Origin of the sequence: Streptomyces sp. NPDC041068, from assembly GCF_040647455.1 — a bacterium.
Taxonomy (GTDB): Bacteria; Actinomycetota; Actinomycetes; order Streptomycetales; family Streptomycetaceae; genus Streptomyces.
The window spans coordinates 463,093-490,022 of record NZ_JBEZCG010000005.1; the positions used below are offsets into that span (position 1 = coordinate 463,093).

Annotated in this window: 26 protein-coding genes and 1 pseudogene; 19 read left to right on the top strand and 8 right to left on the bottom strand. The window is 70.8% G+C overall.

Features of this window, described 5'->3' with window-relative positions; translation table 11 throughout:
• Positions 1 to 23 precede the first annotated feature (23 nt).
• Both AB0B50_RS14540 and AB0B50_RS14545 read left to right on the top strand, forming a co-directional pair.
• Entirely contained in the window at positions 24 to 1,226 is a 1,203-nt protein-coding gene (locus tag AB0B50_RS14540; RefSeq protein ID WP_362330251.1) for a sensor histidine kinase, read from the top strand.
• A 35-nt stretch (positions 1,227 to 1,261) separates the two neighbouring features.
• The gene (locus AB0B50_RS14545; protein ID WP_362330254.1) at positions 1,262 to 1,933 is read left to right on the top strand and encodes a response regulator transcription factor; all 672 of its coding nucleotides are present in this window, start codon (positions 1,262 to 1,264) and stop codon (positions 1,931 to 1,933) included.
• A 24-nt stretch (positions 1,934 to 1,957) separates the two neighbouring features.
• Here the strand turns inward: AB0B50_RS14545 and AB0B50_RS14550 are convergent, their stop codons facing one another.
• On the bottom strand, positions 1,958 to 3,064 hold the full coding sequence (locus tag AB0B50_RS14550) for a DUF5937 family protein (protein ID WP_362330257.1): 1,107 nt from the start codon (positions 3,062 to 3,064) through the stop codon (positions 1,958 to 1,960).
• Positions 3,065 to 3,301: 237 nt separating this feature from the next.
• On the opposite strand from AB0B50_RS14550, the gene AB0B50_RS14555 reads away from it, so the two are divergent.
• A complete protein-coding gene (locus tag AB0B50_RS14555) occupies positions 3,302 to 3,562 on the top strand; it encodes a hypothetical protein (RefSeq protein WP_362330260.1) in 261 nt (86 codons plus the stop codon).
• Here the strand turns inward: AB0B50_RS14555 and AB0B50_RS14560 are convergent.
• Positions 3,519 to 4,748 carry a beta-eliminating lyase-related protein gene (locus AB0B50_RS14560; protein WP_362330263.1) on the bottom strand — a complete coding sequence of 410 codons (1,230 nt, stop codon included), beginning with the start codon at positions 4,746 to 4,748 and terminating at the stop codon, positions 3,519 to 3,521. The two genes, AB0B50_RS14555 and AB0B50_RS14560, sit on opposite strands and share 44 nt — an antisense overlap.
• Positions 4,749 to 4,894: 146 nt before the next feature.
• Here AB0B50_RS14560 and AB0B50_RS14565 point away from each other — a divergent pair, with 146 nt between their 5' ends.
• The 11 genes from AB0B50_RS14565 to AB0B50_RS14615 all read left to right on the top strand — a co-directional run bounded on the left by AB0B50_RS14565 (position 4,895) and on the right by AB0B50_RS14615 (position 13,339).
• Positions 4,895 to 5,833, top strand: a complete 939-nt coding sequence (locus AB0B50_RS14565; protein ID WP_362330266.1) for a DUF2520 domain-containing protein — start codon at positions 4,895 to 4,897, stop codon at positions 5,831 to 5,833.
• The gene (gene panC / locus AB0B50_RS14570; RefSeq protein ID WP_362330269.1) at positions 5,830 to 6,834 is read left to right on the top strand and encodes a pantoate--beta-alanine ligase; all 1,005 of its coding nucleotides are present in this window, start codon (positions 5,830 to 5,832) and stop codon (positions 6,832 to 6,834) included. The genes AB0B50_RS14565 and panC overlap by 4 nt, the downstream gene beginning before the upstream one ends.
• Positions 6,831 to 8,558, top strand: coding sequence for an L-aspartate oxidase (locus AB0B50_RS14575; protein WP_362330272.1), 1,728 nt, complete (start codon positions 6,831 to 6,833; stop codon positions 8,556 to 8,558). Before panC ends, AB0B50_RS14575 begins: the two co-directional genes overlap by 4 nt.
• 2 nt (positions 8,559 to 8,560) lie before the next feature.
• Complete coding sequence (gene nadC, locus AB0B50_RS14580) at positions 8,561 to 9,550, top strand: carboxylating nicotinate-nucleotide diphosphorylase (protein WP_362330275.1); 990 nt, start codon at positions 8,561 to 8,563, stop codon at positions 9,548 to 9,550.
• Complete coding sequence (locus AB0B50_RS14585) at positions 9,550 to 10,356, top strand: type III pantothenate kinase (protein WP_055701292.1); 807 nt, start codon at positions 9,550 to 9,552, stop codon at positions 10,354 to 10,356. The genes nadC and AB0B50_RS14585 overlap by 1 nt, the downstream gene beginning before the upstream one ends.
• 105 nt (positions 10,357 to 10,461) lie before the next feature.
• A complete protein-coding gene (locus tag AB0B50_RS14590) occupies positions 10,462 to 10,677 on the top strand; it encodes a hypothetical protein (protein ID WP_362330278.1) in 216 nt (71 codons plus the stop codon).
• Positions 10,678 to 10,798: 121 nt separating this feature from the next.
• Entirely contained in the window at positions 10,799 to 11,431 is a 633-nt protein-coding gene (locus AB0B50_RS14595) for a hypothetical protein (protein ID WP_362330444.1), read from the top strand.
• A 13-nt stretch (positions 11,432 to 11,444) separates the two neighbouring features.
• Entirely contained in the window at positions 11,445 to 11,624 is a 180-nt protein-coding gene (locus AB0B50_RS14600) for a hypothetical protein (RefSeq protein ID WP_362330281.1), read from the top strand.
• Positions 11,625 to 11,823: 199 nt separating this feature from the next.
• Positions 11,824 to 12,222: a BlaI/MecI/CopY family transcriptional regulator gene (locus tag AB0B50_RS14605; RefSeq protein WP_362330284.1), complete on the top strand. Its 399-nt coding sequence runs from the start codon at positions 11,824 to 11,826 to the stop codon at positions 12,220 to 12,222.
• Between the two features lie 9 nt (positions 12,223 to 12,231).
• On the top strand, positions 12,232 to 12,774 hold the full coding sequence (locus tag AB0B50_RS14610) for an amino-acid N-acetyltransferase (protein ID WP_362330287.1): 543 nt from the start codon (positions 12,232 to 12,234) through the stop codon (positions 12,772 to 12,774).
• 226 nt (positions 12,775 to 13,000) lie between these two features.
• Positions 13,001 to 13,339, top strand: coding sequence for an Lsr2 family protein (locus AB0B50_RS14615; protein ID WP_362330289.1), 339 nt, complete (start codon positions 13,001 to 13,003; stop codon positions 13,337 to 13,339).
• On the opposite strand, the gene AB0B50_RS14620 is transcribed toward AB0B50_RS14615, so the two are convergent.
• Positions 13,318 to 13,908: an SCO3374 family protein gene (locus tag AB0B50_RS14620; RefSeq protein ID WP_362330292.1), complete on the bottom strand. Its 591-nt coding sequence runs from the start codon at positions 13,906 to 13,908 to the stop codon at positions 13,318 to 13,320. The two genes, AB0B50_RS14615 and AB0B50_RS14620, sit on opposite strands and share 22 nt — an antisense overlap.
• 440 nt (positions 13,909 to 14,348) lie before the next feature.
• Here AB0B50_RS14620 and AB0B50_RS14625 point away from each other — a divergent pair, with 440 nt between their 5' ends.
• A complete protein-coding gene (locus AB0B50_RS14625) occupies positions 14,349 to 16,871 on the top strand; it encodes an ATP-dependent Clp protease ATP-binding subunit (protein ID WP_362330295.1) in 2,523 nt (840 codons plus the stop codon).
• 88 nt (positions 16,872 to 16,959) lie between these two features.
• On the opposite strand, the gene AB0B50_RS14630 is transcribed toward AB0B50_RS14625, so the two are convergent.
• The 3 genes and pseudogenes from AB0B50_RS14630 to AB0B50_RS14640 all read right to left on the bottom strand — a co-directional run.
• Positions 16,960 to 19,542, bottom strand: coding sequence for an NACHT domain-containing protein (locus AB0B50_RS14630; protein ID WP_362330298.1), 2,583 nt, complete (start codon positions 19,540 to 19,542; stop codon positions 16,960 to 16,962).
• A 40-nt stretch (positions 19,543 to 19,582) separates the two neighbouring features.
• Complete coding sequence (locus AB0B50_RS14635; RefSeq protein WP_362330301.1) at positions 19,583 to 20,062, bottom strand: hypothetical protein; 480 nt, start codon at positions 20,060 to 20,062, stop codon at positions 19,583 to 19,585.
• 440 nt (positions 20,063 to 20,502) lie between these two features.
• A pseudogene (locus AB0B50_RS14640) lies at positions 20,503 to 20,847 on the bottom strand (ATP-binding protein); the annotation flags it as partial.
• A 543-nt stretch (positions 20,848 to 21,390) separates the two neighbouring features.
• On the opposite strand from AB0B50_RS14640, the gene AB0B50_RS14645 reads away from it, so the two are divergent.
• Positions 21,391 to 22,080, top strand: coding sequence for a M23 family metallopeptidase (locus AB0B50_RS14645; RefSeq protein WP_362330304.1), 690 nt, complete (start codon positions 21,391 to 21,393; stop codon positions 22,078 to 22,080).
• A 31-nt stretch (positions 22,081 to 22,111) separates the two neighbouring features.
• On the opposite strand, the gene AB0B50_RS14650 is transcribed toward AB0B50_RS14645, so the two are convergent.
• On the bottom strand, positions 22,112 to 22,699 hold the full coding sequence (locus AB0B50_RS14650) for a TetR/AcrR family transcriptional regulator (protein ID WP_362330307.1): 588 nt from the start codon (positions 22,697 to 22,699) through the stop codon (positions 22,112 to 22,114).
• 134 nt (positions 22,700 to 22,833) lie between these two features.
• Here AB0B50_RS14650 and AB0B50_RS14655 point away from each other — a divergent pair, with 134 nt between their 5' ends.
• From AB0B50_RS14655 to AB0B50_RS14665, 3 genes are all read left to right on the top strand, one after another.
• Complete coding sequence (locus AB0B50_RS14655) at positions 22,834 to 24,453, top strand: MDR family MFS transporter (protein WP_362330310.1); 1,620 nt, start codon at positions 22,834 to 22,836, stop codon at positions 24,451 to 24,453.
• An 85-nt stretch (positions 24,454 to 24,538) separates the two neighbouring features.
• On the top strand, positions 24,539 to 24,973 hold the full coding sequence (locus AB0B50_RS14660; protein WP_362330313.1) for a helix-turn-helix transcriptional regulator: 435 nt from the start codon (positions 24,539 to 24,541) through the stop codon (positions 24,971 to 24,973).
• Between the two features lie 87 nt (positions 24,974 to 25,060).
• Positions 25,061 to 25,507: a VOC family protein gene (locus AB0B50_RS14665; protein ID WP_362330316.1), complete on the top strand. Its 447-nt coding sequence runs from the start codon at positions 25,061 to 25,063 to the stop codon at positions 25,505 to 25,507.
• A gap of 51 nt (positions 25,508 to 25,558) precedes the next feature.
• Here the strand turns inward: AB0B50_RS14665 and cseC are convergent, their stop codons facing one another.
• A complete protein-coding gene (cseC, locus tag AB0B50_RS14670) occupies positions 25,559 to 26,926 on the bottom strand; it encodes a two-component system sensor histidine kinase CseC (protein WP_362330319.1) in 1,368 nt (455 codons plus the stop codon).
• Positions 26,927 to 26,930: the final 4 nt, after the last annotated feature.

Genomic DNA, 26,930 nt, shown 5'->3' on the forward strand with positions numbered 1-26,930 from the left:
CGGGGCTGCCTACGCTGGGTTACGTGCAGCGCCTCTATGACTTCCTCCGCAGACACCCGACATGGGTCGACGGCTTCTGGGCCCTCGTCCTGCTCGGGATCTCCGGGCTCGGTCTGGTCGCCATGTCCGAGACGAACGGCTACGACCCGAAGATCGCGGCGGTCCCCGTCGCCATCGGACTCTCCCTGGTCGTCGCGCTGCGTCGGCGCTGGACCGAGCAGATGCTGGTGCTCGCCGCGGTCATCGGGCTCTTCCAGCTCGTCTTCGACGTGGAGACGATGCCGGCGAACTTCGCGATGCTGGTGGTCATCTACACCGCGGCGGCCGACGGGGAGAAGTGGGCCTCGCGGTTCGCGCTGATCGGCGGTCTGGCGGCGGCGCCGCTGTCGATGATGCGCTGGCCGACGGAGAACACCAGCGCCTTCGGCAACGTCCTCTTCACGATCTTCCAGATCGTGCCCTTCGCGCTCGCCTGGGTCCTCGGCGACTCCATCCGCACCCGCCGCGCCTACCTCGCACAGCTGGAGGAGCGCGCAGACCGCCTGGAGAAGGAGCGCGAGGCGCAGTCGAAGGTCGCGGTGGCGGCCGAGCGCGCCCGGATCGCCCGCGAGCTGCACGACGTGGTCGCGCACAACGTCTCGGTGATGGTGGTCCAGGCCGACGGCGCCGCGTACGTCCTGGACACCGCCCCCGACCAGGCCAAGAAGGCCCTGGAGACGATCTCGGGGACCGGCCGCCAGGCGCTTGCCGAGATGCGCCGCCTGCTCGGCGTGCTGCGCACCGGCGAGCCCGAGGAGAGCGGCGAGTACGTGCCGCAGCCCGACGTCGAGCAGCTCGACGACCTCATCGAGCAGGTGCGCACGGCAGGACTGCCCGTCGACTTCAAGGTCGAGGGCACCCCGCGTCCGCTGCCCAGCGGCGTGGAGCTCACCGCGTACCGCATCGTGCAGGAAGCGCTCACCAACACTCGCAAGCACGGCGGCGAGAACGCCGGTGCGAGCGTGCGCCTGGTCTACTTCGACGACGGCCTCGGGCTGCTCGTCGAGGACGACGGCAAGGGCGCTCCCCACGAGCTGTACGAGGACGGCGGCGCCGACGGCAGCGGGCACGGTCTGATCGGCATGCGCGAGCGCGTCGGCATGGTCGGCGGCACGCTGGACGCGGGGCCGCGCCCCGGCGGAGGATTCCGCATCAGCGCGCTGCTGCCGCTCAAGCCTGCACACTGACACCTGTCACTGAACTTCCCCGAAGGGACTCCTCGATGTCGATCCGCGTGATGCTCGTCGACGACCAGGTGCTGTTGCGCACCGGGTTCCGGATGGTGCTCGCCGCCCAGCCGGACATGGAGGTCGTCGCGGAGGCGGGCGACGGCGTCGAGGCCTTGGAGGTGCTGCGCTCGACCAAGGTCGACGTCGTGCTGATGGACGTCCGCATGCCGAAGCTGGACGGTGTGGAGACGACCCGGCGGGTCTGCCAGGAGGCGAACCCTCCGAAGGTGCTGATCCTGACGACCTTCGACCTCGACGAGTACGCCTTCTCGGGGCTGAAGGCCGGTGCGTCCGGCTTCATGCTCAAGGACGTGCCTCCGGGGGAGCTGCTCGCCGCGATCCGCTCCGTGCACAGCGGCGACGCGGTGGTCGCGCCGTCCACCACGCGGCGCCTCCTGGACCGCTTCGCGCCGATGCTGCCGAACGCCGGCGGGCAGCCGCAGCTCAAGGAGCTGGAGCGGCTGACCGAGCGCGAGCGCGAGGTCATGGTGCTGGTCGCGCAGGGCCTGTCGAACGGCGAGATCGCGGCGCGGCTCGTCCTTTCGGAGGCGACCGTGAAGACCCACGTGGGCCGCATCCTGACCAAGCTGGACCTGCGGGACCGGGTCCAAGTGGTCGTCCTCGCCTACGAGACGGGCCTCGTGCGGGCCGGGGGCGGCTCCTAGCTTCTTGGCCCGACGGTGCGGGGGCTAGCGCAGCACGCCCTCGATGAAGTCGCTGCCCAGGCGCGACACCACGCTGATGTCCAGCTGGTGCTGCACATAGCGGCCGCGGCGCCGGGTGGTGATCAGGCCCGCCTTCTTCAGGACGCTCAGGTGCCGGGATATCTCCGGCGCCGTCATGCCGTGCGCGTCCGCGAGCTCGCTCGTGGTGTACGCCCCGCGCGCGAGGTGGCGGCACAGGCGCATCCGCACCGGGTGGGCGAGCGCGGACATGCGGCGGGTCAGCTGCTCCACGGTGGGCGGCGCGGTCAGACCGGGGGCGCTGATCGGGTACGTGATCGACGCCTGCCAGCCCTTGCGGTGCAGCACCATGAGGTGCGGCCAGCCGAGGCTGGTCGGCACGAGCACCAGGCCTCCCGCCCCCGTGGTGGTGCGGCCCGAGGTGATCTTGTCGACGGTGATGAGGCTGCCGCTCTCGTCCAGGGACACCGCTCCGGAGATGGCCTTCAGGGTCTCCGCCAGGCCCTTGCGGCGCAGCAGCTCGGTCTTGTGCCGGGCGTCCGCGGCGAGCTGGTGGCTCAGGCGGGCCCAGGTGTCGGCGAAGAACGCCTCGTCGCAGTCCTGGAGGAGGTTGCGCAGCCAGGCGCGCACGACCGGCGGGTCGTCCAGGAGCCGCTTGGTGAACAGCACTTGATGCGGGCCGCGGGCGGCGGCCAGGTCCAGCGCGCGCTGCTGCACGGCGGGGTCGGACAGGAGCTGGCGGTTCGGCTCCGCGTACGTCGACTGGCAGGTGAACTCCAGGGCGGCGTCCACGAACTGCTCGTCGGTCAGCTTGTCCAGGAGGTCGAGCTCCTCGGCGAGCGTGGCCCCGGGGAGCGTGGTCTGTCCGGGGATGCCCGCGAACGGCGCGAACACGTCCGAGAACGTCGAGCGCCACAGGAAGTCGGCCTCGCACATGCGGTCGGCCAGGCACGGGTCCAGGCGCGTGGAGACGGCGGTCGCCCAGCCCTGGAGCCCCGGGTGGTGGCCCGGCTCGGACAGTGCGTGCAGCGCCATGCCGAGCTCGGCCAGGGGTGAGGGCACGACGTGGATCCGGTCCTGGGAAAGCCCGCTGATGTCGATGCTCACGCTCATGACCCCATGGTGCACCTCGCCACCGACAGCCGGGCCGTCGATTGACGGCGCTCGTCAATCGACGCGACGCGGGCGGGGCGGCGGGAGCAGTCTGTAGTCATCGCCGGAGCCGCCGAAGCCTCCGGATCCACTTCCCTCACCCTTCGCACCGTGCCCGGATCTCCGGGTTCCGGACCCCGGGTCCCCGTGACCCTGTCGTGTCCGTTACATACCATTTATTCCGAGAGGTGTTCCGTCATGAGCGTCACCCAGCAGTACCTGCTCGACACCTACCGCGCCGCCCAGCACGGCGAGCCGACGCCGCCCGCGCCCGGTCAGCACGACTGGCAGGTCGTCCGCGAGGTCCGCGATTACGGCCGCTTCCGCGCCGTCGTGGCCGAACGCCCCGCCCACGGCAGGTTCCGCGCCGCCCTGGCCCGGCTCGCACGCGGCGGTCGGCTCGGCGGGGGAGGCCTCAGCGGGCGAGGCGTCGCACGAACTCCGCGGCCGCTTCCTTGACGTCCTGGGCCGTCCACTTGAGGCCCTCCTCGGTCACGGTGACCTCCGTGACCGAGAGTCCGGGCGGCCCGTCGGGGAACCACCGCCCGAAGAGCAGGGTCCCGGTCTCCTCGGCCTGCCCCACGGAGGCCTCGTTCAGTACGTCGGGCGCGTACGGCAGCCACACCTGGAACTGATGGGTGTGCGGCCGCTCGGGGTGCACGCGCACCCAGGGGACCTCGGTGTCCGTGAGCCCCTCGTGCAGCGCCTCGGCGATCACGCGCGCGTGGGCGACGTACTCGGGCAGCCGGGGCAGGGTGTGCTTCAGGCCCAGCAGGGCGGAGACCGCGGTCGGGAACTGCTGGAACAGCTGGCCCCCGTAGCGGTGGCGCCACACCCTCGCCTCCTCGACGAGCGTGCGCGGACCGGCCAGCGCGGCGCCGCTGATCCCTTCAAGGGACTTGTAGAACGACACGTACACGGAGTCGGCGAGCCCCGCGATCTCCGCGAGGGAGCGGCCGAAGTGCGGCGTGCACTCCCACAGGCGGGCGCCGTCGAAGTGCACCACCGCGTCCCGTTCACGGGCCGCGTCCACCACCGCCTCCAGCTCCTCCCAGGTCGGCAGGACGTAACCGGCCTCGCGGAGCGGCAGTTCGAGCATCAGCGCGCCGAAGGGCTCCTCGAAGTCCCGCACTTCGTCGGCCGTGGGCAGGCGCGGCTCGTCCGTCGGGTGCACCGTGCGCAGCCCGCTGACCATGGGGAAGGCACTCCCCTCGTGGAGCTCGGGATGTGCCTTCGGATGCAGTGCGACCGTCGCGTTCCCCGTACGCCCCGCCCAGCAGCGCAGTGCGACCTGCTGGGCCATCGTGCCGGTGGGGAAGAAGACAGCGGCCTCCTTGCCGAGCAGACGCGCGACCTCCTCCTCCAGGGTGGCGACGACCGCGTCTCCGTAGATGTCGGTGGGGTCCTGCGGACCGACGACCTCGGGGGCGGCCGCCGCGAGGGCGGCGAAGCGCTCGACGAGCGGCACGAACAGGGGCGAGCGCTGCAGGGTCCGTGCGGCGCCCCGGGCCGCGGCACGGCGCCGGGCCGACTGGAGGGCGTAGTCGTCCGCCTCCCGCGGCTCCGCCCGCCCCTGTTCCCGAGGCTCCGGCTGTTCTTGCTCCCGGGATTCCGGCTGCTCTTGTGCTGCGCTGTTGGAGGCCATGCTCCGAGCATGGCCCGCCCTCCGCCACCAGTCATATGAATAACCACAGCCTGTGGACAGCGGAAGACGCGGCGCCAACCAATCGCGTTAGCATGACGAGAAATCGTCCGGTACCCCGAGCGGACTGGAACGGAAGGCGTCATCGCGTGAACGCATCGCATCAGCCAGACCCGCGGGACCGTCCCGCGAGGCTCACCGTGGGAGTGGTGGGAGCGGGCCGTGTGGGCCCCGCGCTCGCCGCGTCGCTGCAGCTCGCCGGGCACCGCCCGGTGGCCGCGTCCGGAGTGTCCGACACCTCCGTGCGCCGAGCCGCCGTCATGCTGCCCGACGTCCCCCTCGTCCCGCCCGCCCAGGTCCTGGAGCGCGCCGACCTGGTGCTCCTGACCGTCCCCGACGACGCCCTGCCGGGCCTGGTCGAGGGCCTCGCGGAGACCGGGGCCGTGCGCCCGGGCCAGCTCCTCGTGCACACCTCCGGGCGGTACGGCACCAAGGTCCTTGAGCCCGCCCTGCGGGCCGGAGCCCTGCCGCTCGCGCTGCACCCCGCGATGACGTTCACCGGCACCCCCGTCGACGTGCAGCGCCTGGCCGGGTGCTCCTTCGGCGTGACCGCGCCCGAGGAGCTGCGGCTCGCCGCCGAGGCCCTGGTCATCGAGATGGGCGGCGAGCCCGAGTGGATCGCCGAGGAGAACCGCCCGCTGTACCACGCGGCCCTCGCCCTCGGCGCGAACCACCTGGTCACGCTGGTCGCCGAGTCCATGGAGCTGCTGCGCGACGCGGGCGTCGAGGCACCGGACCGGATGCTCGGCCCGCTGCTCGGCGCTGCTCTGGACAACGCCCTGCGGTCGGGCGACGCGGCGCTCACGGGCCCCGTCGCGCGCGGGGACGCGGGCACCGTCGCCGCCCACGTCGCCGAGCTGCGCAAGCACGCCCCGCAGACCGTCGCCGGCTACCTCGCGATGGCCCGCGCCACCGCCGACCGCGCCCTCGCGCACGGCCTGCTCAAGCCGGAGCTCGCCGAGGACCTCCTGGGCGTGCTCGCCCACGGCGCGGGCGGGAACGGCGGAGCCGAAGGAGGCAGCCGATGACCACCACGCTCCTGCACACCGCCGAGTCACTGCGCACGCGCGCGCGTGAAGGCCGCCGGGCGGTCGTCATGACCATGGGCGCCCTGCACGACGGGCACGCCTCGCTGATCCGCGCCGCCCGCCGCATCGCCGGAGCCGAGGGCGAGGTCGTCGTCACGGTCTTCGTGAACCCCCTGCAGTTCGGCGCGGGCGAGGACTTGGACCGCTACCCCCGCACCCTCGAAGCCGACCTCAAGATCGCCGAACAGGCGGGCGCGGACGCCGTGTTCGCCCCCGCCGTCGACGAGGTCTACCCGGGCGGCGAGCCCCAGGTCCGCATCGGCGCGGGCCCCATGGGCACGGTCCTCGAAGGGGCCACGCGCCCCGGCCACTTCGACGGCATGCTCACCGTCGTCGCCAAGCTGCTGCACCTCACCCGGCCCGACGTGGCGCTGTTCGGGCAGAAGGACGCCCAACAGCTCGCCCTGATCCGCCGTATGGTGCGCGACCTGAACTTCGACGTGGAGATCGTCGGCGTCCCCACCGTCCGCGAGGACGACGGCCTGGCCCTCTCCAGCCGCAACCGCTACCTCTCGCCGGACGAGCGGCGCACCGCGCTCGCCCTCTCCCAGGCCCTGTTCGCGGGCCGCGACCGGCATGCCGCCCAGGAGGCCCTGCGCGCGCGTGCCGCCAGCGCCCCCGCCACGCGCGCGCGTGCCGTCGCCCTGAGCGCGATCGGCGAGTCCCGCGCGGCCGCCGACGCGCACGCCGTGGCGCACTCCGCGCCGCCCGCCACGACCGGCGGCCCCGCGGCCGTCGTCGCGGCGGCCCGCCTCGTCCTCGACGAGGCCGCGCGCATGCGGCCCCCGCTCCGGCTCGACTACGTGGCGCTGGTGGACCCGGCCGACTTCACCGAGGTCCGCCCCGGCCACACCGGCGACGCCGTCCTCGCCGTGGCCGCCAAGGTCGGCGCGACGCGGCTGATCGACAACATCCCGCTCACCTTCGGAGCCGCTGTATGAGTGCCACCGGAATACGGCTGCACGCCCCCGCCCCTGGCTGGTCCCTCGACGCCGACCTCGTGGTCGTCGGCTCCGGAGTGGCCGGACTGACCGCCGCCCTGCGCTGTGCGGCCGCCGGTCTGAAGACGGTCGTGGTGACCAAGGCCCGCCTGGACGACGGCTCCACGCGCTGGGCCCAGGGCGGCGTCGCCGCGGCGCTCGGCGAGGGCGACACCCCCGAACAGCACCTGGACGACACGCTGGTGGCGGGCGTCGGCCTGTGTGACGAGCCTGCCGTGCGCACCCTCGTCACCGAGGGCCCCGACGCCGTGCGCCGCCTCATCGAGACCGGCGCCCTCTTCGACACCGACGCCGAAGGCGTCATCGAGCTGGGCCGCGAGGGCGGCCACCACCGCCGCCGCATCGTGCACGCGGGCGGCGACGCGACCGGCGCGGAGATCTCCCGCGCCCTGGTCGATGCCGTCCGCGCGCGCGGCATACCGACCGTCGAGAACGCCCTGGTCCTGGACCTGTTGACCGATGCCGAAGGCCGCACCGCCGGTGTCTCCCTGCACGTCATGGGGGAGGGCCAGCACGACGGCGTGGGCGCCGTCCACGCCCCCGCGGTGGTCCTCGCCACCGGCGGCATGGGCCAGGTCTTCTCGGCGACCACCAACCCGTCCGTGTCCACGGGCGACGGCGTGGCGCTCGCCCTGCGCGCGGGCGCCGAGGTCTCCGACCTCGAATTCGTGCAGTTCCACCCCACGGTCCTCTTCCTCGGCGCGGACGCGGAGGGCCAGCAGCCGCTGGTCTCGGAGGCCGTCCGCGGCGAGGGCGCCCACCTCGTGGACGCCGACGGCGTGCGCTTCATGGTCGGCCAGCACGAGCTCGCCGAGCTCGCGCCCCGGGACATCGTCGCCAAGGGCATCACGCGCCGCATGCTGGAACAGGGCGCCGAGAACGTGTACTTGGATGCCCGGCACTTCGGCGCCGACACATGGGAGCACCGCTTCCCGACGATCCTCGCCGCCTGCCGCGCCCACGGCATCGACCCGGTCACCGAGCCCATCCCGGTGGCCCCCGCCGCGCACTACGCCTCCGGCGGCGTCCGCACCGACCTGCACGGCCGCACCACGGTCCCGGGTCTGTACGCCTGCGGCGAGGTCGCCTGCACCGGGGTGCACGGCGCCAACCGCCTCGCCTCCAACTCCCTTCTGGAAGGCCTGGTCTACGCCGAGCGCATCGCCGCCGACATCACGGCACGGCACGCGGAGAACGCCCTCCACGCGCGCGTGCCGGCCCCCGTCACACAGCCGGAGACCCCGACCCACCCCCTGCTGCCCCCCGAGGCCCGCTTCGCCATCCAGCGCGTCATGACCGAGGGCGCCGGGGTCCTGCGCTCCGCGGAGTCCCTCACCGAAGCGGCGGCCCGCCTCGCCCGTATCCACGCCGAGGCCGCGGGCGCGCTCGCGAACGAGGGCAAGACCGCCGAGCCCGGCGTCGACACCTGGGAGACCACCAACCTCCTGTGCGTCGCCCGCGTCCTGGTCGCCGCCGCCCAGCGCCGCGAGGAGACCCGCGGCTGCCACTGGCGCGAGGACCACGCCGACCGCGACGACGCGGCCTGGCGGCGCCACATCGTCGTACGCCTGAATCCGGACAGGACCCTCGCGGCGTACACGACCGAAACATCCGACTTCCCGCCGACCAGTCCCAGCCCCAGTCCCAGTCCCCAGGAGCAGTGACCGTGAGCACCCCCGACGACCTCCCCCTCGCCCCGACCGGTGGCGGCTGCGGCGATGCCTGCGGCTGTGGCGGGGACGACGCGTTCGACCCCACGGAGTGCGGTCTCGACCCCGCGCTCGCGCAGCTCCTGACCGAGGCGGGCCTCGACCCCGTGCAGATCGAGGACATCGCGCACATGGCCATCGAGGAGGACCTGGCCGGCGGCGTGGACGTCACCACGGTCGCCACCATCCCCGAAGACGCCGTCGCCACCGCCGACTTCGCCGCGCGCGAGGCGGGCACGGCCGCGGGCCTGCGCGTCGCCGAGGCGATCATCTCGGTGGTCTGCGAGGACGAGTTCGAGGTCGAGCGGCACGTCGAGGACGGCGACCGCGTCGAGGCGGGCGACGTCCTGCTGAGCGTCACCACCCGCACCCGCGACCTGCTCACCGCCGAGCGCAGCGCCCTGAACATCCTGTGCCGCCTCTCCGGCATCGCGACCGCCACGCGCGCGTGGGCGGACGTCCTGGACGGTACGACGACGAAGGTCCGCGACACCCGCAAGACGACGCCCGGCTACCGCGCCCTGGAGAAGTACGCGGTGCGCATGGGCGGCGGCGTCAACCACCGCATGTCGCTCTCCGACGCGGCCCTGGTCAAGGACAACCACGTGGTGGCGGCGGGCGGCGTCGCGCAGGCCTTCAAGGCCGTGCGCGAGCAGTTCCCGGGCCTGGCCATCGAGGTCGAGGTCGACACGCTCCACCAGCTGCGCGAAGTCGTGGACGCGGGCGCCGACTTGATCCTCCTGGACAACTTCACGCCGGGCGAGACCGAGGAGGCCGTCGCCGTCGTGGCCGGCCGCGCCTTCCTGGAGTCCTCGGGCCGCCTCACCCTGGAGAACGCCCGCGCGTACGCCGAGACGGGCGTCGACTACCTCGCGGTGGGCGCCCTGACCCACTCCTCCCCGATCCTCGACATCGGCCTCGACCTGCGGGAAGCGGTGCGGGACTGATGCTGCTGACGATCGACGTAGGAAACACCCACACCGTCCTCGGTCTCTTCGACGGCGAGGACATCGTCGAACACTGGCGCATCTCCACCGACGCCCGCCGCACGGCGGACGAACTCGCCGTCCTCCTCAACGGGTTGATGGGCATGCACCCTCTCCTCGGAGAGGAGCTGGGCGACGGCATCGACGGCATCGCGATCTGCTCGACGGTCCCCTCGGTCCTGCACGAACTGCGCGAGGTCACCCGCCGCTACTACGGCGACGTCCCTGCTGTCCTGGTCGAGCCGGGCATCAAGACCGGCGTCCCGATCCTCATGGACAACCCCAAGGAGGTCGGCGCGGACCGCATCATCAACGCGGTCGCGGCCGTCGAGCTCTACGGAGGCCCGGCGATCGTCGTCGACTTCGGTACGGCGACGACGTTCGACGCGGTCTCCGCGCGCGGGGAGTACGCGGGCGGCGTCATCGCCCCCGGCATCGAGATCTCCGTCGAGGCCCTCGGCGTACGCGGCGCCCAGCTCCGCAAGATCGAGCTGGCCCGCCCGCGCAGTGTCATCGGCAAGAACACCGTGGAGGCCATGCAGGCAGGCATCCTGTACGGATTCGCGGGCCAGGTCGACGGCGTCGTGAACCGCATGGCGCGCGAGTTGGCGGGCGCGGGCGGCGACCCGGACGACGTGACGGTGATCGCCACCGGCGGTCTCGCCCCCATGGTGCTCGGCGAGGCCTCGGTCATCGACGAGCACGAACCGTGGCTGACGCTGATCGGTCTCCGGCTCGTCTACGAGCGGAACGTCTCCCGCAGCTGACCTGTATCCGACGCTTGTCCGCCGCCGGGCGTGCACAACCCTCCATGTCCTGCAAGAGTCTGTGCAGGGACGGGACTTGAGTGTGCGTGGGGCGGACTGGGGAGCATGAGGCGCAAGGGACGACTTCGGGCCGTGGTGGTGGCCGCGGCGCTGGCGGGCATGATGTGCGGCCCGGCGACGACGGCCAGGGCGCTCCAGCCCCCCTCCCCGGCCATGGCGGGCGCGGGGGCGGGCATCCTCCCCTGGCTCGCGGTCGCGGCGGTGGCGGCGCTGGGCATCGGAGCCGTGGCCTACGCGATGGTCCGCCGCCGCGCGGACTAGCCGGGGCGGCGGCGCACGCCGAGCGATGCCCCCGCCGCGCCACGAATTGGCGTTAAGCCGATTTTGTCCGATTAGCGCGTATCGTCAGGCCATGCCCACGCCATACGGATCCCGGGGCGGCATGGCCTTCAGTGCGGAGGAGCTGCGTGTGCTCCGTCGCGCTCTGGCGCTCGCCCTGCACCCCAGCCCCGTCTGTGACGAGGATGTCCAGGACTGTCTCCGGCTCGCCGAATCGGTCGACGAGGCGGTGCGCGAGGGCGCCAGGCTGCGCGCCTTCCTGATGGCCGACCTCGCCCGCTACCGGGCGGCCCTGCCCGGCACCGCATCCGGCTACCTCGCGCTGCTCGAGGACGTGCTCGGCACCGGCTACCAGCCGGGCCCCGACGACCTCGCGGCCCTGCGGGCCCTGCGCGGCAACGCCACGGCGGCCGCCCTCCTCGACCGCTGCCGCACCCTCGCCGAACAGGCCGTACGCGCCCGCCTCGCGGGCCGTGCCGTCCCGGCGGCGGCCCCGGCCCCAACGGCGCGCCGCGCGGCCGTCCCCGCCTCGCGCACCCGCCTGCTCGCCCTGCCCGGCGGCCTCGCCGCCGCCGAGGGCCCGACCGCCCCCGAGCCCAAGGCGCCGCCCGAACGCCCGGCCACCCCGGAGCCGTCCCGTCCGGTCCCCACCCCGGCCGAGGTCTTCCCTCCCAAGCGCCGCCCCGCGGAGCCCACGACGCCGACGGACCCGCCGCATCAGCTCGCCGCGGGCTAGCTACCCTGGGGGCATGGACTACGTTTCCGCGCTCCTGCCCCCCGTAGTGATGGCCGTGTTCTTCACCGGTCTCATCGTGACGATCGTGAAGACCCAGGGCGGTGCCAACAAGGCCAAGGAGGACGCGGCCGTCGACGCCGCGATCTCCCGCGCCGAAGCCGTCCAGCAGGCCCCGAAGACCGGCAGCGCCTGATTCCAGGGCGTTCCACCCCCGGCCGGGCCTCCGTGTGACCTGCGAAGGTCACCCACGGTGCCCGGCCATGCACCACGGCGTACGACTCGCATACCTTTCGAGTCGTACGCCCTTTTTGTTGTAGTTGAGAGGAAATTAGGGGTACGCCACGTCCCTCACGCATCACGCCAATAGTGATGTCTCCCACTATTGTTCAGCTGTGCCTCGTCCATTGGGAGAACTCGAAGACTCAGTCATGACGCGGGTGTGGAAGTGGAACCGCCCCGTGACCGTTCGAGAAGTCCTGGAAGACCTACAGCAGGAACGGTCCATCGCCTACACGACCGTGATGACCGTTTTGGACAATCTCCATCAGAAGGGCTGGGTGCGTCGCGAAGCGGAAGGCCGCGCCTATCGTTATGAGGCGGTCTCCACTCGGGCCGCCTACGCCGCCGCACTGATGAACGAAGCCTGGTCGCAGAGCGACAACCCGGCCGCCGCTCTCGTCGCCTTCTTCGGCATGATGTCGCCGGAACAGCGGGAAGCGCTGAGTGACGCGATGCGTATCGTCCAAGGCCCGGAGAACCCCGGCGCGGCGGAGCGCGAGGCAGAGCGATAGCGTCCGCTCATGGCTCCAGAGGTCCCCGAACTCAGCGAACTCAGCGCAAAAGCGGTCTCGGTCCGCAGGGCGCGAACCTCCGATGTGCCGGCCGTGCGCCGGCTCCTCGACTCGTACGTCCGCGAGCGGATCCTCCTGGACAAAGCGACGGTGACGCTTTACGAGGACATCCAGGAGTTCTGGGTGGCTGAACGCGACGACAACGCCGAGTTGGTCGGCTGCGGCGCTCTGCATGTGATGTGGGAAGACCTCGCGGAAGTACGCACGCTCGCGGTGAACCCCGAGGTCAAGGGAGCCGGAGTGGGGCATCAGCTGTTGGACAAGTTGCTGCGGACCGCACGGTGGCTCGGCGTCCGCAAGGTTTTCTGTCTCACCTTCGAAGTCCACTTCTTCGCGAAGCACGGCTTCGTGGAGATCGGCGACACTCCGGTCGACGGAGATGTCTACAGCGAGCTCCTGCGTTCCTATGACGAGGGCGTCGCGGAGTTCCTCGGCCTCGAACGAGTGAAACCGAACACCTTGGGCAACAGTCGGATGCTTCTGCATCTGTGATCGCCGCTGTGGTATTCCGGGCCGCCTCCTGCCCCGGTGGCCTATGTCCGAAACGCGCACGTTTCCAGGCTTCTCAGGGTACCCAGTCTCTCCCAGGGGTTTGTGTTTTTCCAGCAAAAGCGGTTTGCTTTCCGACGTACTGCAGTACTGCATATAACAGGGGCCGGCGAATCGGCGGAGTGCGTCGTGTGGTCCGGCCTCGAAGTTATCGATGAAAGGAAATCCGGTGGCACAGAAGGTTCAGGTCCTTCTTGTCGACGACCTCGACGGTGGCGAGGCGGACGAGACCGTGACGTTTGCGCTGGACGGCAAGTCCTACGAGATCGACCTCACCACGGCCAACGCGGACAAGCTCCGTGGGGCCCTTGAGGACTTCGTCAAGGCCGGTCGGCGTACGGGAGGCCGCGGTTCGAGCGGCCGCGGCAAGGCGCGTGCGGCGGCGGCGAGCAGCGGTCAGGACACCGCGGCGATCCGGGCCTGGGCAAAGGAGAACGGTTTCGAGGTCAATGACCGCGGCCGTGTTCCCGCGTCCATTCGTGAGGCCTACGAGAAGGCCAACGGCTGACGGCTGCGACGTCGCAGCCGGACCCGGTGGCACTGCGTTGCCGCCGTGTCCACAAGTCGTACGAGATCGGAGCCCACGGCGGGGTCGCTGTGGGGCGCAGTCCCGCCTCCCCCCACATCGGGCAGGGACGGCAGCGCCGGCAGCGTCGGCTCCACCTCGCACCCGGGCTCCGGGGGTCGCAGCCACACGGCCGCCCCCCGGGAGCCGGACCACCCCGGCGGCGTGGGCGCGTCGATCCGCCCGCCCGCACCGACCGCGGTCAGATCGAGGGGGATGTCCCCCCACTCCAGCCAGTCGAGCAGCCCCGGCAGCTCGTCCGCGCTTCCCGCGCTCACCAGGAGCCGCATCGTTTCCCCGCGCAGCGCCACCGGAGCCTTCGGCCCGAGGTGACGCAGCGCCGCGAACCCCGCCTCCGCGGGCAGTTCGAGGACGTCGAAGCGCAGCCCCGTCACCAGACGCACCGGACCGGGCTCGGGCGCTGTCGCCCAGCCGAGTTCGTTCTCGTACCACTGACGCACCGGGTCGCTCTGCTCGACCGGTGTCCGGGGATGAGGAACCGTGGGGGCCATGTCCGAGCAACAGCCGGAAGGGCGCCGGGGTTACGCAGGGTCGCGATCCGACCGCGTACGGTGTCCGGAAAGGGGGCGTACGGGCGTGTTGAGCGGCGCAAGAGTGTTCGCCCGTAGCGGAGGGAACCGGGGCGCGCCGCATGGAGTGTCAGTCCTTACGGGTAAGACATCCCTAGTGGGGAGGGGCGACACGCAGGCTTTGGCGTCTCACGTTCGCCATCGGCGTAGTGATGGTGGGGGTAACTGCCTGGCCTGCGGGAACATCGTCTCGCACCATCGGGTTGGAGCAGTTGTCGGCGTTCGGGGTCAGGAGATCCTCCGAGTTGGGGTCCGGGTGTCGGCAGTTGGAATGAGCGGTCCCCGCTTGCGGGACTAAGCTGCGGAAGGACAGGGAGGGGACCGACCCCTTACTGCCTGACCGCTCTGAGGAGCGATTAACGATGTTCGAGAGGTTCACCGACCGCGCGCGGCGGGTTGTCGTCCTGGCTCAGGAAGAAGCCCGGATGCTCAACCACAACTACATCGGCACCGAGCACATCCTCCTGGGCTTGATCCATGAGGGCGAGGGTGTCGCCGCTAAGGCCCTGGAGAGCCTCGGGATTTCGCTCGAGGCGGTCCGCCAGCAGGTGGAGGAGATCATCGGTCAGGGCCAGCAGGCCCCGTCCGGCCACATCCCCTTCACCCCCCGTGCCAAGAAGGTCCTGGAGCTGTCGCTCCGCGAGGCCCTTCAGCTGGGCCACAACTACATCGGCACGGAGCACATCCTGCTCGGCCTGATCCGCGAGGGCGAGGGCGTCGCCGCCCAGGTCCTGGTCAAGCTGGGCGCCGATCTCAACCGGGTGCGGCAGCAGGTCATCCAGCTGCTCTCCGGTTACCAGGGCAAGGAGACCGCCACCGCCGGCGGTCCTGCCGAGGGCACGCCCTCCACGTCCCTGGTGCTCGACCAGTTCGGCCGGAACCTCACCCAGGCCGCTCGTGAGTCCAAGCTCGACCCGGTCATCGGGCGCGAGAAGGAGATCGAGCGGGTCATGCAGGTGCTGTCCCGTCGTACGAAGAACAACCCGGTCCTCATCGGTGAGCCCGGCGTCGGCAAGACCGCCGTCGTCGAGGGTCTCGCCCAGGCCATCGTCAAGGGTGAGGTGCCCGAGACCCTCAAGGACAAGCACCTCTACACCCTCGACCTCGGTGCCCTGGTGGCCGGCTCGCGCTACCGCGGTGACTTCGAGGAGCGCCTGAAGAAGGTCCTCAAGGAGATCCGCACCCGCGGCGACATCATCCTGTTCATCGACGAGCTCCACACCCTGGTGGGTGCGGGTGCCGCCGAGGGCGCGATCGACGCCGCCAGCATCCTCAAGCCGATGCTGGCCCGCGGTGAGCTGCAGACCATCGGTGCGACCACGCTCGACGAGTACCGCAAGCACCTGGAGAAGGACGCCGCTCTCGAGCGCCGCTTCCAGCCCATCCAGGTCGCTGAGCCGTCGCTGCCGCACACCATCGAGATCCTCAAGGGCCTCCGCGACCGGTACGAGGCGCACCACCGTGTGTCCATCACCGACGAGGCCCTCGTCCAGGCCGCGACCCTGGCCGACCGGTACATCTCGGACCGCTTCCTGCCGGACAAGGCGATCGACCTGATCGACGAGGCCGGTTCCCGGATGCGCATCCGCCGGATGACCGCGCCGCCGGACCTCCGCGAGTTCGACGAGAAGATCGCGGGCGTGCGCCGCGACAAGGAGTCGGCCATCGACTCCCAGGACTTCGAGAAGGCGGCCTCTCTCCGCGACAAGGAGAAGCAGCTGCTCGCCGCGAAGGCCAAGCGGGAGAAGGAGTGGAAGGCCGGCGACATGGACGTCGTCGCCGAGGTCGACGGCGAGCTGATCGCCGAGGTCCTGGCCACGGCGACCGGTATCCCGGTCTTCAAGCTGACCGAGGAGGAGTCGAGCCGCCTGCTGCGCATGGAGGACGAGCTCCACAAGCGCGTCATCGGCCAGAAGGACGCCGTCAAGGCGCTTTCGAAGGCGATCCGGCGTACGCGTGCGGGTCTGAAGGACCCGAAGCGTCCCGGCGGTTCGTTCATCTTCGCCGGTCCGTCCGGTGTCGGTAAGACCGAGCTGTCCAAGGCGCTCGCCGAATTCCTCTTCGGCGACGAGGACGCGCTGATCTCCCTCGACATGTCGGAGTTCAGCGAGAAGCACACGGTCTCGCGTCTCTTCGGTTCCCCGCCCGGATACGTGGGTTACGAAGAGGGCGGCCAGCTGACCGAGAAGGTCCGCCGCAAGCCGTTCTCCGTCGTCCTTTTCGACGAGGTCGAGAAGGCCCACCCGGACATCTTCAACTCGCTCCTGCAGATCCTGGAGGACGGTCGCCTGACCGACTCCCAGGGCCGCGTCGTGGACTTCAAGAACACGGTCATCATCATGACGACCAACCTTGGAACCCGTGACATCTCGAAGGGCTTCAACCTGGGCTTCGCGGCCCAGGGCGACACGAAGTCCAACTACGAGCGCATGAAGAACAAGGTCAGCGACGAGCTGAAGCAGCACTTCCGCCCGGAGTTCCTGAACCGCGTCGACGACGTCGTCGTCTTCCCGCAGCTCAGCCAGGACGACATCCTCCAGATCGTCGACCTGATGATCTCCAAGGTGGACGAGCGCCTGAGGGACCGGGACATGGGCATCGAGCTCTCCCAGTCCTCCAAGGAGCTGCTCGCCAAGAAGGGCTACGACCCGGTGCTCGGCGCGCGTCCGCTGCGGCGCACGATCCAGCGCGAGGTCGAGGACACCCTCTCCGAGAAGATCCTCTTCGGCGAGCTGCGCCCCGGCCACATCGTGGTCGTCGACACGGAGGGCGAGGGCGACAACGCCACGTTCACCTTCCGCGGCGAGGAGAAGGCGGCGCTTCCGGACGTGCCGCCGATCGAGTCGGCCGCCGGCGGTGGCCCGAACCTGAGCAAGGAGGCGTGACGCTCCTCGCGAGCTGAACGCCTGAAGGGGCTGCCCCGGACCGTTTCGTACGGTTCCGGGGCAGCCCCTTTTGTTGCTGGGGCGGGCCTCAGCCCCGCCGGGTGCGCTGGGTGATGAGTGTGATCCACTGCGGCACCTGGCCGGCCACGGCCGGTGGCACCTCCGTCGGTACGAAGACGCTCTTGAGGTGCGGGAAGGCGGAGAGCCAGGCCAGGCCCTCGACGGGGTGGGGGGCCTCCAGCCAGAGGTGGACGAGTCGCTCGCGCACGATGAGGTCCGTGAGGTCCTCGACGCGGTAGGAGCCCTGGATCCGGATGTCCTCCCAGCCGCCGATGGCGCGCAGCGCGTGCAGGTCCTCCGTGCCGCGTACGTCGACGGTGTGCTGCTGCGGCAGGTGGGCGAGGATGTCGCGGGCGTACGGATCGCGCTCGAAGTGCTGCCAGGCCTCGGTCAGGGTCGCCTGGACCACGGGGCTGGTGTGCTTGCGGAAGCGGGTCAGGAAGTGCAGGGCGGCCTCCGAGCCGACCTGCGCGGCGGTCCAGGCCACGCGGTCCGCCATCTGGTCGTCGAGTCCTTTGGGGCCCGGCAGCAGCGAGAGCACCAGGTCGCCGCCCGCGCGGGCGAGTTCGCTGGCCTCGGGGAGGGAGTCGGGCGGGATGAGGGAGCTCACCCCCTCCTGCACGAGTACGCGCACCGAGGGGTCCACCTCGGCGGCGAACGGCAGTCCGGCCGCCGCGAGGAGCTTGCTGCGGGAGGTGCCGTGGCCGACGAGGCGGCGCAGCATCTGCTCGGCCTCCTTGGGCCGCGCGTGGGCGATGGCGAGGAGGATGACGTCGTCCCACTGGTCCTTGTCGGCGTTGTTGAGCAGCAGGTCGAAGTCGAGGTCCTGCACGGCGAGGCGGGAGCCCAGGTAGTCCTGGAAGGTGCGGTGCAGGAAGTCGACGCGCCCGTCGGCCGGTTCGCGCAGCAGGCCCGAGCGCAGCATCAGCGAGGTGTAGACATCCTCGCCGCTCGCGTTGAGGTTCACCGAGGGGACGGCCTGCCCGATGATGTGCAGCGCGTCCGAACGGTCCATCTCCAGACGGCTGTTGCGGATCAGCCACCAGGCGAGCTTCTGCAGGAGCTGCACCTGGATCGCGTACGGAATGCGCACGCCGTCCGGGTGCTCCAACTCTCGTTCCCTGTCCCGCCGTTCCAGGAGCATCGTCAGGGCCGCCTCGTACAGCGACTTCCTGTCCTGCGGCAGGAAGCCCCGCCGGTCGCGGTGCAGGGCGCAGAGCATGCCGCACATCAGCGGGTTGGTGGCGAGGCGGTTCAGCTCCGTGGTGCCGCGCACGGCCTGCAGCAGCGCCGTGCCCGTGGCCTCGTCGGCACCCGCCGCGCGGTGCCAGCGGCGCACGAACGTGGCCACGCCGTCACGGGACATCTGCGACAGCGTGAGCTCGCTGAAGCCGGCCGTGTCCAGCCACTTCTCCGGGACGGCGGAGGGGCGCGACGTCACGAGCCACAGGTTGCCGGGGAAGGTCCGGGTCAGCTCGCGCAGCCAGCGTCGCGCGGACTCGCGCCGGTCCGCGGCTATTTCGTCTATCCCGTCGACGAGCAGGACGCCCCGTCGGGCGCGCAGTACGCGCTCCACCCAGCCGCGCGGCTGCTCGCCGCCGACCGGGCAGCCGACGGCCTTCAAGAAGTCGCCGGGCACCGGGAGTTCGGCCCCCGGGCGGGCGATCCGTCGCATCGGGAGCACGAAGGGGACGCGTCCGACGAGGTGCGTGAGGCCGTGCTCGTACGACCGGTCCACCGTCGTCACGGCCAGCCACTGGACGAGCGTGGTCTTGCCGGAGCCCGCGACGCCGCGCAGCAGCACCTGGTCGTGCTGGGCGAGGACGCGTTCGGCGGGGATGTGGGTGCCGGCGTGGTTGTCCCCGGGGGCGGCGTCGCGCGGGGCGCCGCGCTCGCGGGTCGCCTCCAGGCTCAAGTAGGCGGTGTCCAGTGGCCATTCGCCGGTCCCGGTGTCCAGGCCGTAGATGGTCAGCGTGCCGTGCCGCTCGGTGATGTGGGTGGCGTACAGGCTCTCGAAGGCGGCGTCCTCGCTCGACTGCGACGGCAGACGTTCGACGAGTACGTCGATGGCCTGGACGAGCCGTGCGAGCTGCTGGCTCTGTCTGGTCTGCAGGCGGGCGACGTAGGTGGAGCGCTGCGTGAAGAAGTTCAGGATGTGCAGGGACGCGGTGTGCAGCAGCCGCTCGTAGAAGAGCTCGGCGTCGCGGCTGAAGGCGAAGGAGGCGATCGTCGCCGCCGTGTCGGCGCGGAGCCTGCGGGCGAACTCCTCCGGGCCGAGGGCCACCGCTTCGTAGTCGTCGATGGTGAGGGTGCCGAGGGCGGCCAGGGAGTGTGCGAGGGCGCCCCGCACGGCGACGGCCTCGGCGGCCTCCACGGGGCGCTCGCCGGGCCCCGCGGCCCGCAGCGCGCGCCGCACGAGCTCGTCCGCGATCTTCTCGACGTCCTTCGGCGTGACGTTCCGCTTCTCACGCCCGAACGACACGAGCGCGGAGATCCGCACCGGCTCGGTCACAAGGGCGGCGCCCGGCTGATCCCTCACGAAGAGCTTCTTCACGAGGGGCGTGACCACGCCGGACGCTATGCGTACACCTAAGGCTCCGGGGTCGACCATGGGTTGAGGGTAGGTCAACTGGGCGTGATGTGCGGCGAGTTCATCGGGCCGGCCGGTCGGTGGCGGAGTCGTAGGTCTCCACTTCGATGTGGGCGGGCAGGTCGGTGGCCATACGGGCGGGGGCCGGTCTGGTGAGCCGGGGCAGGCGCGCGAGGGTCTCCCGGTCCGCGGCGGAGTCCGGGCCGTCGGTCCTGAAGGCCACCCGCTCCAACTGCGTCCACCTGGGCATCAGATGAAGGTCGCGCACGGAGGAGCGGGACCCCACCAGGCCGAGGAACGTCAAAGGGGCATCGGCGGGGAACAGGGACAGGTTCCACGGCTCGTTCACGTTGACGACACTCAGTCCTTCCAGGTCGCGCAGTGAGGCGAGCACGTCGGGCGCGAGGCGGGCGGGTGAGAACGAGAGCAGCAGGAACGTGGGCTCGCAGACGGCCAGGAAGCGGGCGGCCACCGCGGGGGAGACCGTGACCCCGAGGTTCAGCTTCTTGGGGCGCAGGCCCAGCCGTTCCAGCTCTGTCACTTGCTCGTCGCTGCGGAGGGTGAAGTGTGTATCTCCGTCGTCGAGTCGGGCGATGACCTGCTCTGCGTAGGGTCGACACTCGTGCCGGCGCCATCCCCGCATCAGCTGGATGCGTACGCCGAGATGGGGATGCCTGCCGAACCGTGCGAGGAAGGGGAGCGCGGCCTCCGACTGAACATGGGGCGCGGCGATCGCCACAAGCCGTGCATCGTGTTCGCACAGCCCATCGGGCCCCGGCAGCAGATCGAGCACCATCGCCCCGACCCGCGCGTGCTCTCGCGCCTCCTCCGCGTTCCGCGGCGGAATCAGCGAAGCCGTGCGCCGCTGCACCTCTTCCCGCACCGCGGGCGCCGGCTCCGCCGCGTGTTCCAGGCAGGCCGCCGCGAGGAGGTGGATGTGGCGGTACCTCCCTCCGACCGTGCCCGGTGGAGGAGCTCGCGGGCCAGCTTCTGGTGCCCGAGGCGGACCGCCTGGGCGTCGTCCATGTCGAGCTCGCCGAGCGAGAGGAGTACGCGGGTCAGGGCGTCCGTGACCGCCCGGCTCTCGTCCGCGGCGAAGGGAAGGTCACCGGGAGAGTCCAGCGAGGCCTCCACCAACCGCTGCGCGAGCCGCCGCACGTCCTTCTCGCCGAGGCTGCGCTTCTCCCCTTTGAAGGACACCAGCGAAGCCAGCCGTACGGGCCTCTCCACCAGCCCCGCGCCCGGTGCCTCCCGCACGAACAGCTTCTTGATCAAGGGGGTTACGGCGCTCGATGCCAGGCGGGCGCCTATGACCGCAGGATCCATGGGCGTGAGCGTAGTGGGCGTCACATTCCCGGCAGGGTGGATCTTATGGACCGGTGACATGACGCACAGGCGTTTTGTCCGGTACTAGGCGGAATAGTGGAAGGCGCAAGATCCACCCGCGGGACCTTCGGCCCGCAACCTCCGGGACCTTTGTCGCGTCGGGCGGCGGAGGGCGGTGGCCGGGCCGGGTGGGGTGTCGAAGGGTTGCCCGACGTGGGGCCAAACCTCCACGGCGCGAGAAATTCCGTTACCGGGGCGAGGGGTAATTGTCCGGATTTGATGGTGTCAAGGTGGCGAAATGATGGCCCGCGGCTACGGCTTTGGGTAGTAGATGGGCGTTTTGGGCGCGGGCCGGGGTGGGGGTTACCAAGGGATGGCCGACCCGGCGACCGCGTGACCTCACGTGAGCCAGCCGGGTCCCTTCATGCCCCTGAAGGCATTGCCCTGAAGGCATTGCCCCTGAAGCCATTGCCCCTGAAGTCGGCGCGGCACCGTCGCGGCAGCCGTCTCGCGGCAGTCGTCTCACCCCGGAGGACAGCCCCCATGTCGAAGCGCACCAAGTCCCACCATCCCCGCCCGTCGATGTTCCGCGCCCGGACGGCCGTCGTCGCCGCAGGTATCGGAGCGTCGGCGGTTCTCGGGGCCGGGGTCTCGGTCGCTGCGGACGACGCCACGAGCGCCGCGCTGCCCGGTGTCGCCGCCGTGAACTCCATCCAGGAGCAGGTCGCCGCCCAGGTCAAGGCCGTCGAGAAGGCGAAGCAGGCCGAGGCGAAGAAGGCCGCCGACGCCCGGCGCGCCGCCGCCGCGAAGGCCGCGTCCTGGGTCGACCCGGTCAACAACTACACGCTCTCCGCGAGCTTCGGCCTCGGCGGCAGCATGTGGTCCCACAAGCACTCCGGCCAGGACTTCGCCGTGCCGATCGGCACCCAGGTCGAGGCCGTGCACTCCGGCACCGTCGTCAAGGCGGGCCCCAACGGCGCCGGTGACGGTCCCGCGTACGGCAACGCCGTGGTGATCAAGCACTCCGACGGCACGTTCTCGCAGTATGCGCACCTCTCCCAGGTCGACGTCCACGTGGGCCAGAACGTCACCACGGGCCAGCGCGTCGCCCTCTCGGGCAACACCGGCAACTCCAGCGGCCCGCACCTGCACTTCGAGATCCGTACGACCCCGAACTACGGCTCGGCCGTCGACCCGGTCGCCTTCCTCCGCTCGGAGGGTGTGCGCGTCTGACCGCCGCGCTGTCGGGTCGCCCGAGGGGTTCTCAGGACTCCTCGTGTGCCCGGGTCACCAGCTCCATGGCGACCTCGAGAGTGGCTCCCTGCTTCTCTTCGAGGTCGCCTTCGGCGTCCCGCAGGGCGATCGCTCCGCCGTGAATCGTGGTCAGCGCGCTGAAGCAGCGCACCTGGGCGGTGAGCGGAGAATCCGGGTCGCGCAGCACGTTGACCATGCCGATCACGCGTTGCTTGAATGATTCGCCGATGCTCAGGTCGCGGATGGTGGCCTGGTTCTCGTGCATGAAGCGGAAGAGCGGCGTGGCCTTGGTGAAGATCACGTTGTAGCGGCGCAGAACCTCCTGCTTGGTCTCCAGGGAGCGCGGCTGTTCCTTGGCCCAGGCGATGAGCTCGTCGATGGGAGTCGTCAGGTTCTCGAAGAGGCTGACGAGGATGTCTTCCTTGGTCTTGAAGTGGTAGTAAAGCGCCGCCTTCGTGACCTCCAGGCGCTCGGAGATCTCGCGCAGCGACGTCTTCTCGTACCCCTGCTCGGCGAAGAGTTCGAGGGCGACGTCCTGGATGCGCTGGCGGGTGTTCCCGCGGCGCTGCTGCTTGCCCGTGCTCGTTCCCGTGCCCATCGGGTACTCCTCGACTCCGCTTAACTTACTTGACGCCCGGCTAGTTGGGGGTCTACCTTCCCTCAGTGTAGTCAACTAGCCGGGCGGCAAGTAAGGGCGCCGGCGGATCACGGGAAGTGCGGGGAGTGGGGAACATGTCCGAAAGGTCCATGGTGAAAGCCGGGCCGCAGACGGCGCAGGATCCGGTGGGGGCCGGTGCGGGGAACGGCGCCGGGCCCGCGGCCGGGTCCGCGAAGGCCGAACCGCAGCCGCGCAGCGTCCGCGTCGTGCTGATGGCGCTGATGATCGCGATGCTGCTCGCGATGCTCGACAACATGATCGTGAGCCCCGCGATGCCGACGATCGTCGGCGATCTCGGCGGCATGGAACACCTGTCCTGGGTTGTCACCGCGTACACCCTGGCGACCGCCGCCTCCACCCCGATCTGGGGCAAGCTCGGCGACATGTACGGGCGCAAGGGCGCCTTCCTCGCCTCCATCGTGATCTTCCTCGTCGGCTCCGTGCTGAGCGGCATGGCGCAGGACATGGCACAGCTCATCGGCTTCCGCGCGATCCAGGGGCTCGGCGCGGGCGGCCTGATGGTCGGCGTCATGGCGATCATCGGCGACCTGGTGCCGCCGCGTGACCGCGGCAAGTACATGGGCATGATGACCGGCGTCATGGCGGTCGCCATGATCGGCGGCCCGCTGGTCGGCGGCACCATCACCGACCACCTCGGCTGGCGCTGGGCCTTCTACATCAACCTGCCGCTGGGCGCCGTCGCCCTCGCCATGGTGACCGCAGTCCTGCACCTGCCCAAGAAGAAGGCGCAGGGGCGCATCGACTACCTCGGCGCGGCCCTGCTCACCGTGGGCATCAGCGCGCTCGTGCTCGTCACCACCTGGGGCGGCTCGGAGTACGCCTGGGGATCGGCCGTGATCATGGAGCTCGTCGCGATCGGCGTCGTCGCGCTCATCGGCTTCGTCCTCGTACAGAAGAAGGCCGCCGAGCCGATCATGCCGCTGCACATCTTCCGCAGCCGCAACTTCTCGCTGATGGCCGTGATCGGCTTCATCACGGGCTTCGTGATGTTCGGCGCGATGCTCTTCCTGCCGCTCTACCAGCAGTCGGTGCAGGGCGCGTCGGCGACCAACTCCGGTCTGCTGCTCCTGCCGCTGCTGCTCGCGATGATGGCCGTCTCGATGGTCGCCGGCCGGATCACCACCAGCACCGGCAAGTACAAGGTCTTCCCGATCGTCGGCACCGTCCTCATGGTCGTCGGCTTCGTGCTCCTGTCGACGATGGACACCGGCACCACGCGCCTCGTCTCCGGCCTCTACATGGCCGTGCTCGGCGCGGGCATGGGCTTCCTGATGCAGATCACCATGCTCGTCGCGCAGAACAGCGTCGAGATGAAGGACATGGGCGTCGCCTCGTCCTCGGCCACGCTCTTCCGTACGCTCGGCTCCTCCTTCGGCGTCGCGATCATGGGCGCGCTGTTCAACAACCGCGTCCAGGACGTGATGGCCGAGCGCGCGGGTGCCCTGGGCGACAAGGTCACCGAGAAGTCGGCGCAGCTGGACGCGGCGAGCCTCGCGAAGCTGCCGGAAGCCGTCCGGGACGCCTACCAGCACGCGGTGTCGTCCGGTACGCACTCGGCCTTCCTGCTCGGTGCCGCCATCGGCGTCGCGGCGCTGCTCGCCTCGTTCTTCGTGAAGGAGACCCCGCTGCGCGGCTCGGGCCCCGCGGACAAGAGCCCGGTGGCCGCCGAGTAACCACCTGCCGCCTCGCACGACCCACGGCCCCCGGTGCCTCGCGCACCGGGGGCCGTTGTCAGTGCCGCGTGCCAGCATCGGAGGGGTGGAGAGACTGCGGCAGCTGCGCCGCGCCAAGGACGTCATGGACCGCGACTGGGCCGACCCGCACCTCGACCTGGACGCGGTCGCGGCCCATGCGGGGTACTCCCGCTATCACTTCCTGCGCGCCTTCAAGGAGGTGTACGGGGAGACGCCGGGCCAGTATCTGTCGCGCCGTCGCATCGAGCGGGCCGAGGACATGCTGCGCTCGGCCGACCTGTCCGTCACGGAGATCTGCATGCTCGTGGGCTTCAGCAGCGTCGGCACCTTCTCGTCCACGTTCAAGCGGCAGACGGGCCTGACCCCGAGCGAGTACCGCACCCGGCACGTCGGCCGCGGCGCCGCCCTCATCCCCGGGTGCTACGCCATGTTGTGGGCCGGCGGCTTCCCCGCGCGCGGGGCGCGGGACGAGGCCCGCAATTCTGAAGAAGCGGGGTGAGGGCAGCCCTGCCTACGGTGGCCTGGCAGGGCGGAACACCGTCGCCCATAGCCCCCGCCCCCCTCTACGCCTCACTTGGAGCACCACATGATCAAGGGACTCGCCATCTCCACCGTCTGGGTCCTGGACCAGGACCGGGCCAAGGAGTTCTACACGGAGAAGCTGGGCCTGGAGGTCCGCACCGACATGACGATGGGCGACGGCGGCATGCGCTGGCTCACGGTCGGTGCCAAGGACCAGCCCGACGTCGAGCTCACCCTGATGGTGCCGGGCTCGCCCTCCATGGACCCCGAGTCGGCCGAGGCCATGAAGAAGCTGATCGCCAAGGGCATCCTCGGCGCGGGCGTCCTGGTCACCGACGACATCCACGGGGACTACGAAAAACTGAAGGCACGCGGCGTCGAGTTCCTCCAGGAGCCGCAGGAGCGTCCCTACGGCACCGAGGCGCTGTTCCGCGACGACTCGGGCAACTGGTTCTCGTTCACGCAGCGCCGAGAGGGCGGCCTCGACCTGGACAAGGACTGGTCCTGCTGAGGCCCACCGCCCTCACGGGCTGAGGCCCTGCAGCCTCCGTACCCACTGCCCTCAGAGATTGTCCGGCAGCTGAAGCACCGGGTAGCTCCCGGTGTTCGTCGGCGCGTGCTCCGGCAACCACAGCACGGCGACCGCGCCCTCGGCAGGCTCGTCGGGCGCCGCCCCCGCCGGGCGTACGTTGCGGAAGGTGAGCCGCGCCCCGAGCACCCGCGCCTGGCCCGCGGCGATCGTCAGACCGAGGCCGTGGCCGTGCCCGGCCCGGTCGGTGCTGCCGGTGCGGAAGCGGCTCGGACCCTCTTCCAGGAGCGCCTCGGGGAAGCCGGGCCCGTGGTCGCGCACCCGGACCACCCGGCCCTCGACGCTGACCTCGATGGGCGGCTTGCCGTGCTTGGTGGCGTTGGCGACGAGATTGCCGAGGATGCGCTCCAGGCGGCGCGGGTCGGTGGTCACCTCCGACTCGTGCACCACCGTCACCGTCACGTCCGTGGTCAGGGCCGCCATGCGCCGGCTCACGAACTCGCCGAGCGTGATGTCCTGCAGCTCGGCCCGCTCGGCCGCGGAGTCCAGGCGCGCCACTTCGAGCACGTCCTCGACGAGGGTGCGCATCGCCTGCGCGCGGTCCCTGACCAGCTCGGTCGGGCGCCCCGGCGGCAGCAGCTCGGCCGCGGTGAGCAGCCCGGTCACCGGCGTACGCAGCTCGTGCGCGATGTCGGCGGTCACCCGGCGCTCGGCTTCGAGGCGCTGCTTGAGGGTGTCGGCCATGGCGTCCACGGCGCTCGCCACGTCGTCGGTCTCGTCCTTCACGACACCGCCGATCGCCTCGCGGACGCTCACGTCCGTCTGGCCCTGGGCGACCTCGCTCGCCGCCGTCGCCGCCTTGCGCAGGCGCCGCGACAGCTGCCCGCCGATCAGCACGCCCAGCGCGCAGCCGCCGAAGACGACCGCGATCGAGCCGATGACCAGGGCCTGGTCGAGGTCCTTGATGACGGTGGCGCTGCGGTCGGTGAAGCGGGAGTGCAGCGAGAGGACGTGCCCGTCGGCCAGCGGCACGGCGGCCCAGATGTCCGGCACCCCGTCGGGCTTCTCCTCGACGAAGGTGGCGCGGCGGCCCTTGAGGACCTTCTGCCGCAGCTCCTCGGGCAGCTCCGGGTCGTCGACCTTGGTGCCGAACTGCAGGGTCTGCCGCTGGGACGGCAGGGAGTAGAGCCGCAGGGCGAACTGGATGCGCTCGTCCTGCACGTCGCGCGCGTTGTCGAGCATCGAGACCCGCGCGGCGTTGTGCACGACCAGGCTGAGGGCGACCGCGACCAGCGTTCCGACCAGCGCGATGGCCGCGGCGATCTTCCAGCGGATGCCGGTACGCAGACCGGACCGGAACAGGGTGCGGACACGCTCGACCGCACTGTGCCCCCCGTTCATATGA

What these genes read in the sequence shown, in the direction of transcription:
- AB0B50_RS14600 (WP_362330281.1), top strand. Translation starts at nt 11,445, where the DNA reads ATGGACTACGTTTCCGCGCTCCTGCCCCCCGTAGTGATGGCCGTGTTC.
- AB0B50_RS14575 (WP_362330272.1), top strand. Translation starts at nt 6,831, where the DNA reads ATGAGTGCCACCGGAATACGGCTGCACGCCCCCGCCCCTGGCTGGTCC.
- AB0B50_RS14550 (WP_362330257.1), bottom strand. Translation starts at nt 3,064, where the DNA reads ATGAGCGTGAGCATCGACATCAGCGGGCTTTCCCAGGACCGGATCCAC.
- AB0B50_RS14655 (WP_362330310.1), top strand. Translation starts at nt 22,834, where the DNA reads ATGTCCGAAAGGTCCATGGTGAAAGCCGGGCCGCAGACGGCGCAGGAT.
- AB0B50_RS14555 (WP_362330260.1), top strand. Translation starts at nt 3,302, where the DNA reads ATGAGCGTCACCCAGCAGTACCTGCTCGACACCTACCGCGCCGCCCAG.
- panC (WP_362330269.1), top strand. Translation starts at nt 5,830, where the DNA reads ATGACCACCACGCTCCTGCACACCGCCGAGTCACTGCGCACGCGCGCG.
- AB0B50_RS14625 (WP_362330295.1), top strand. Translation starts at nt 14,349, where the DNA reads ATGTTCGAGAGGTTCACCGACCGCGCGCGGCGGGTTGTCGTCCTGGCT.
- AB0B50_RS14590 (WP_362330278.1), top strand. Translation starts at nt 10,462, where the DNA reads ATGAGGCGCAAGGGACGACTTCGGGCCGTGGTGGTGGCCGCGGCGCTG.
- AB0B50_RS14560 (WP_362330263.1), bottom strand. Translation starts at nt 4,748, where the DNA reads ATGGCCTCCAACAGCGCAGCACAAGAGCAGCCGGAATCCCGGGAGCAA.
- AB0B50_RS14620 (WP_362330292.1), bottom strand. Translation starts at nt 13,908, where the DNA reads ATGGCCCCCACGGTTCCTCATCCCCGGACACCGGTCGAGCAGAGCGAC.
- AB0B50_RS14645 (WP_362330304.1), top strand. Translation starts at nt 21,391, where the DNA reads ATGTCGAAGCGCACCAAGTCCCACCATCCCCGCCCGTCGATGTTCCGC.
- AB0B50_RS14665 (WP_362330316.1), top strand. Translation starts at nt 25,061, where the DNA reads ATGATCAAGGGACTCGCCATCTCCACCGTCTGGGTCCTGGACCAGGAC.
- AB0B50_RS14610 (WP_362330287.1), top strand. Translation starts at nt 12,232, where the DNA reads ATGGCTCCAGAGGTCCCCGAACTCAGCGAACTCAGCGCAAAAGCGGTC.
- AB0B50_RS14585 (WP_055701292.1), top strand. Translation starts at nt 9,550, where the DNA reads ATGCTGCTGACGATCGACGTAGGAAACACCCACACCGTCCTCGGTCTC.
- AB0B50_RS14650 (WP_362330307.1), bottom strand. Translation starts at nt 22,699, where the DNA reads ATGGGCACGGGAACGAGCACGGGCAAGCAGCAGCGCCGCGGGAACACC.
- cseC (WP_362330319.1), bottom strand. Translation starts at nt 26,926, where the DNA reads ATGAACGGGGGGCACAGTGCGGTCGAGCGTGTCCGCACCCTGTTCCGG.
- AB0B50_RS14595 (WP_362330444.1), top strand. Translation starts at nt 10,799, where the DNA reads ATGGCCTTCAGTGCGGAGGAGCTGCGTGTGCTCCGTCGCGCTCTGGCG.
- AB0B50_RS14545 (WP_362330254.1), top strand. Translation starts at nt 1,262, where the DNA reads ATGTCGATCCGCGTGATGCTCGTCGACGACCAGGTGCTGTTGCGCACC.
- AB0B50_RS14630 (WP_362330298.1), bottom strand. Translation starts at nt 19,542, where the DNA reads ATGGTCGACCCCGGAGCCTTAGGTGTACGCATAGCGTCCGGCGTGGTC.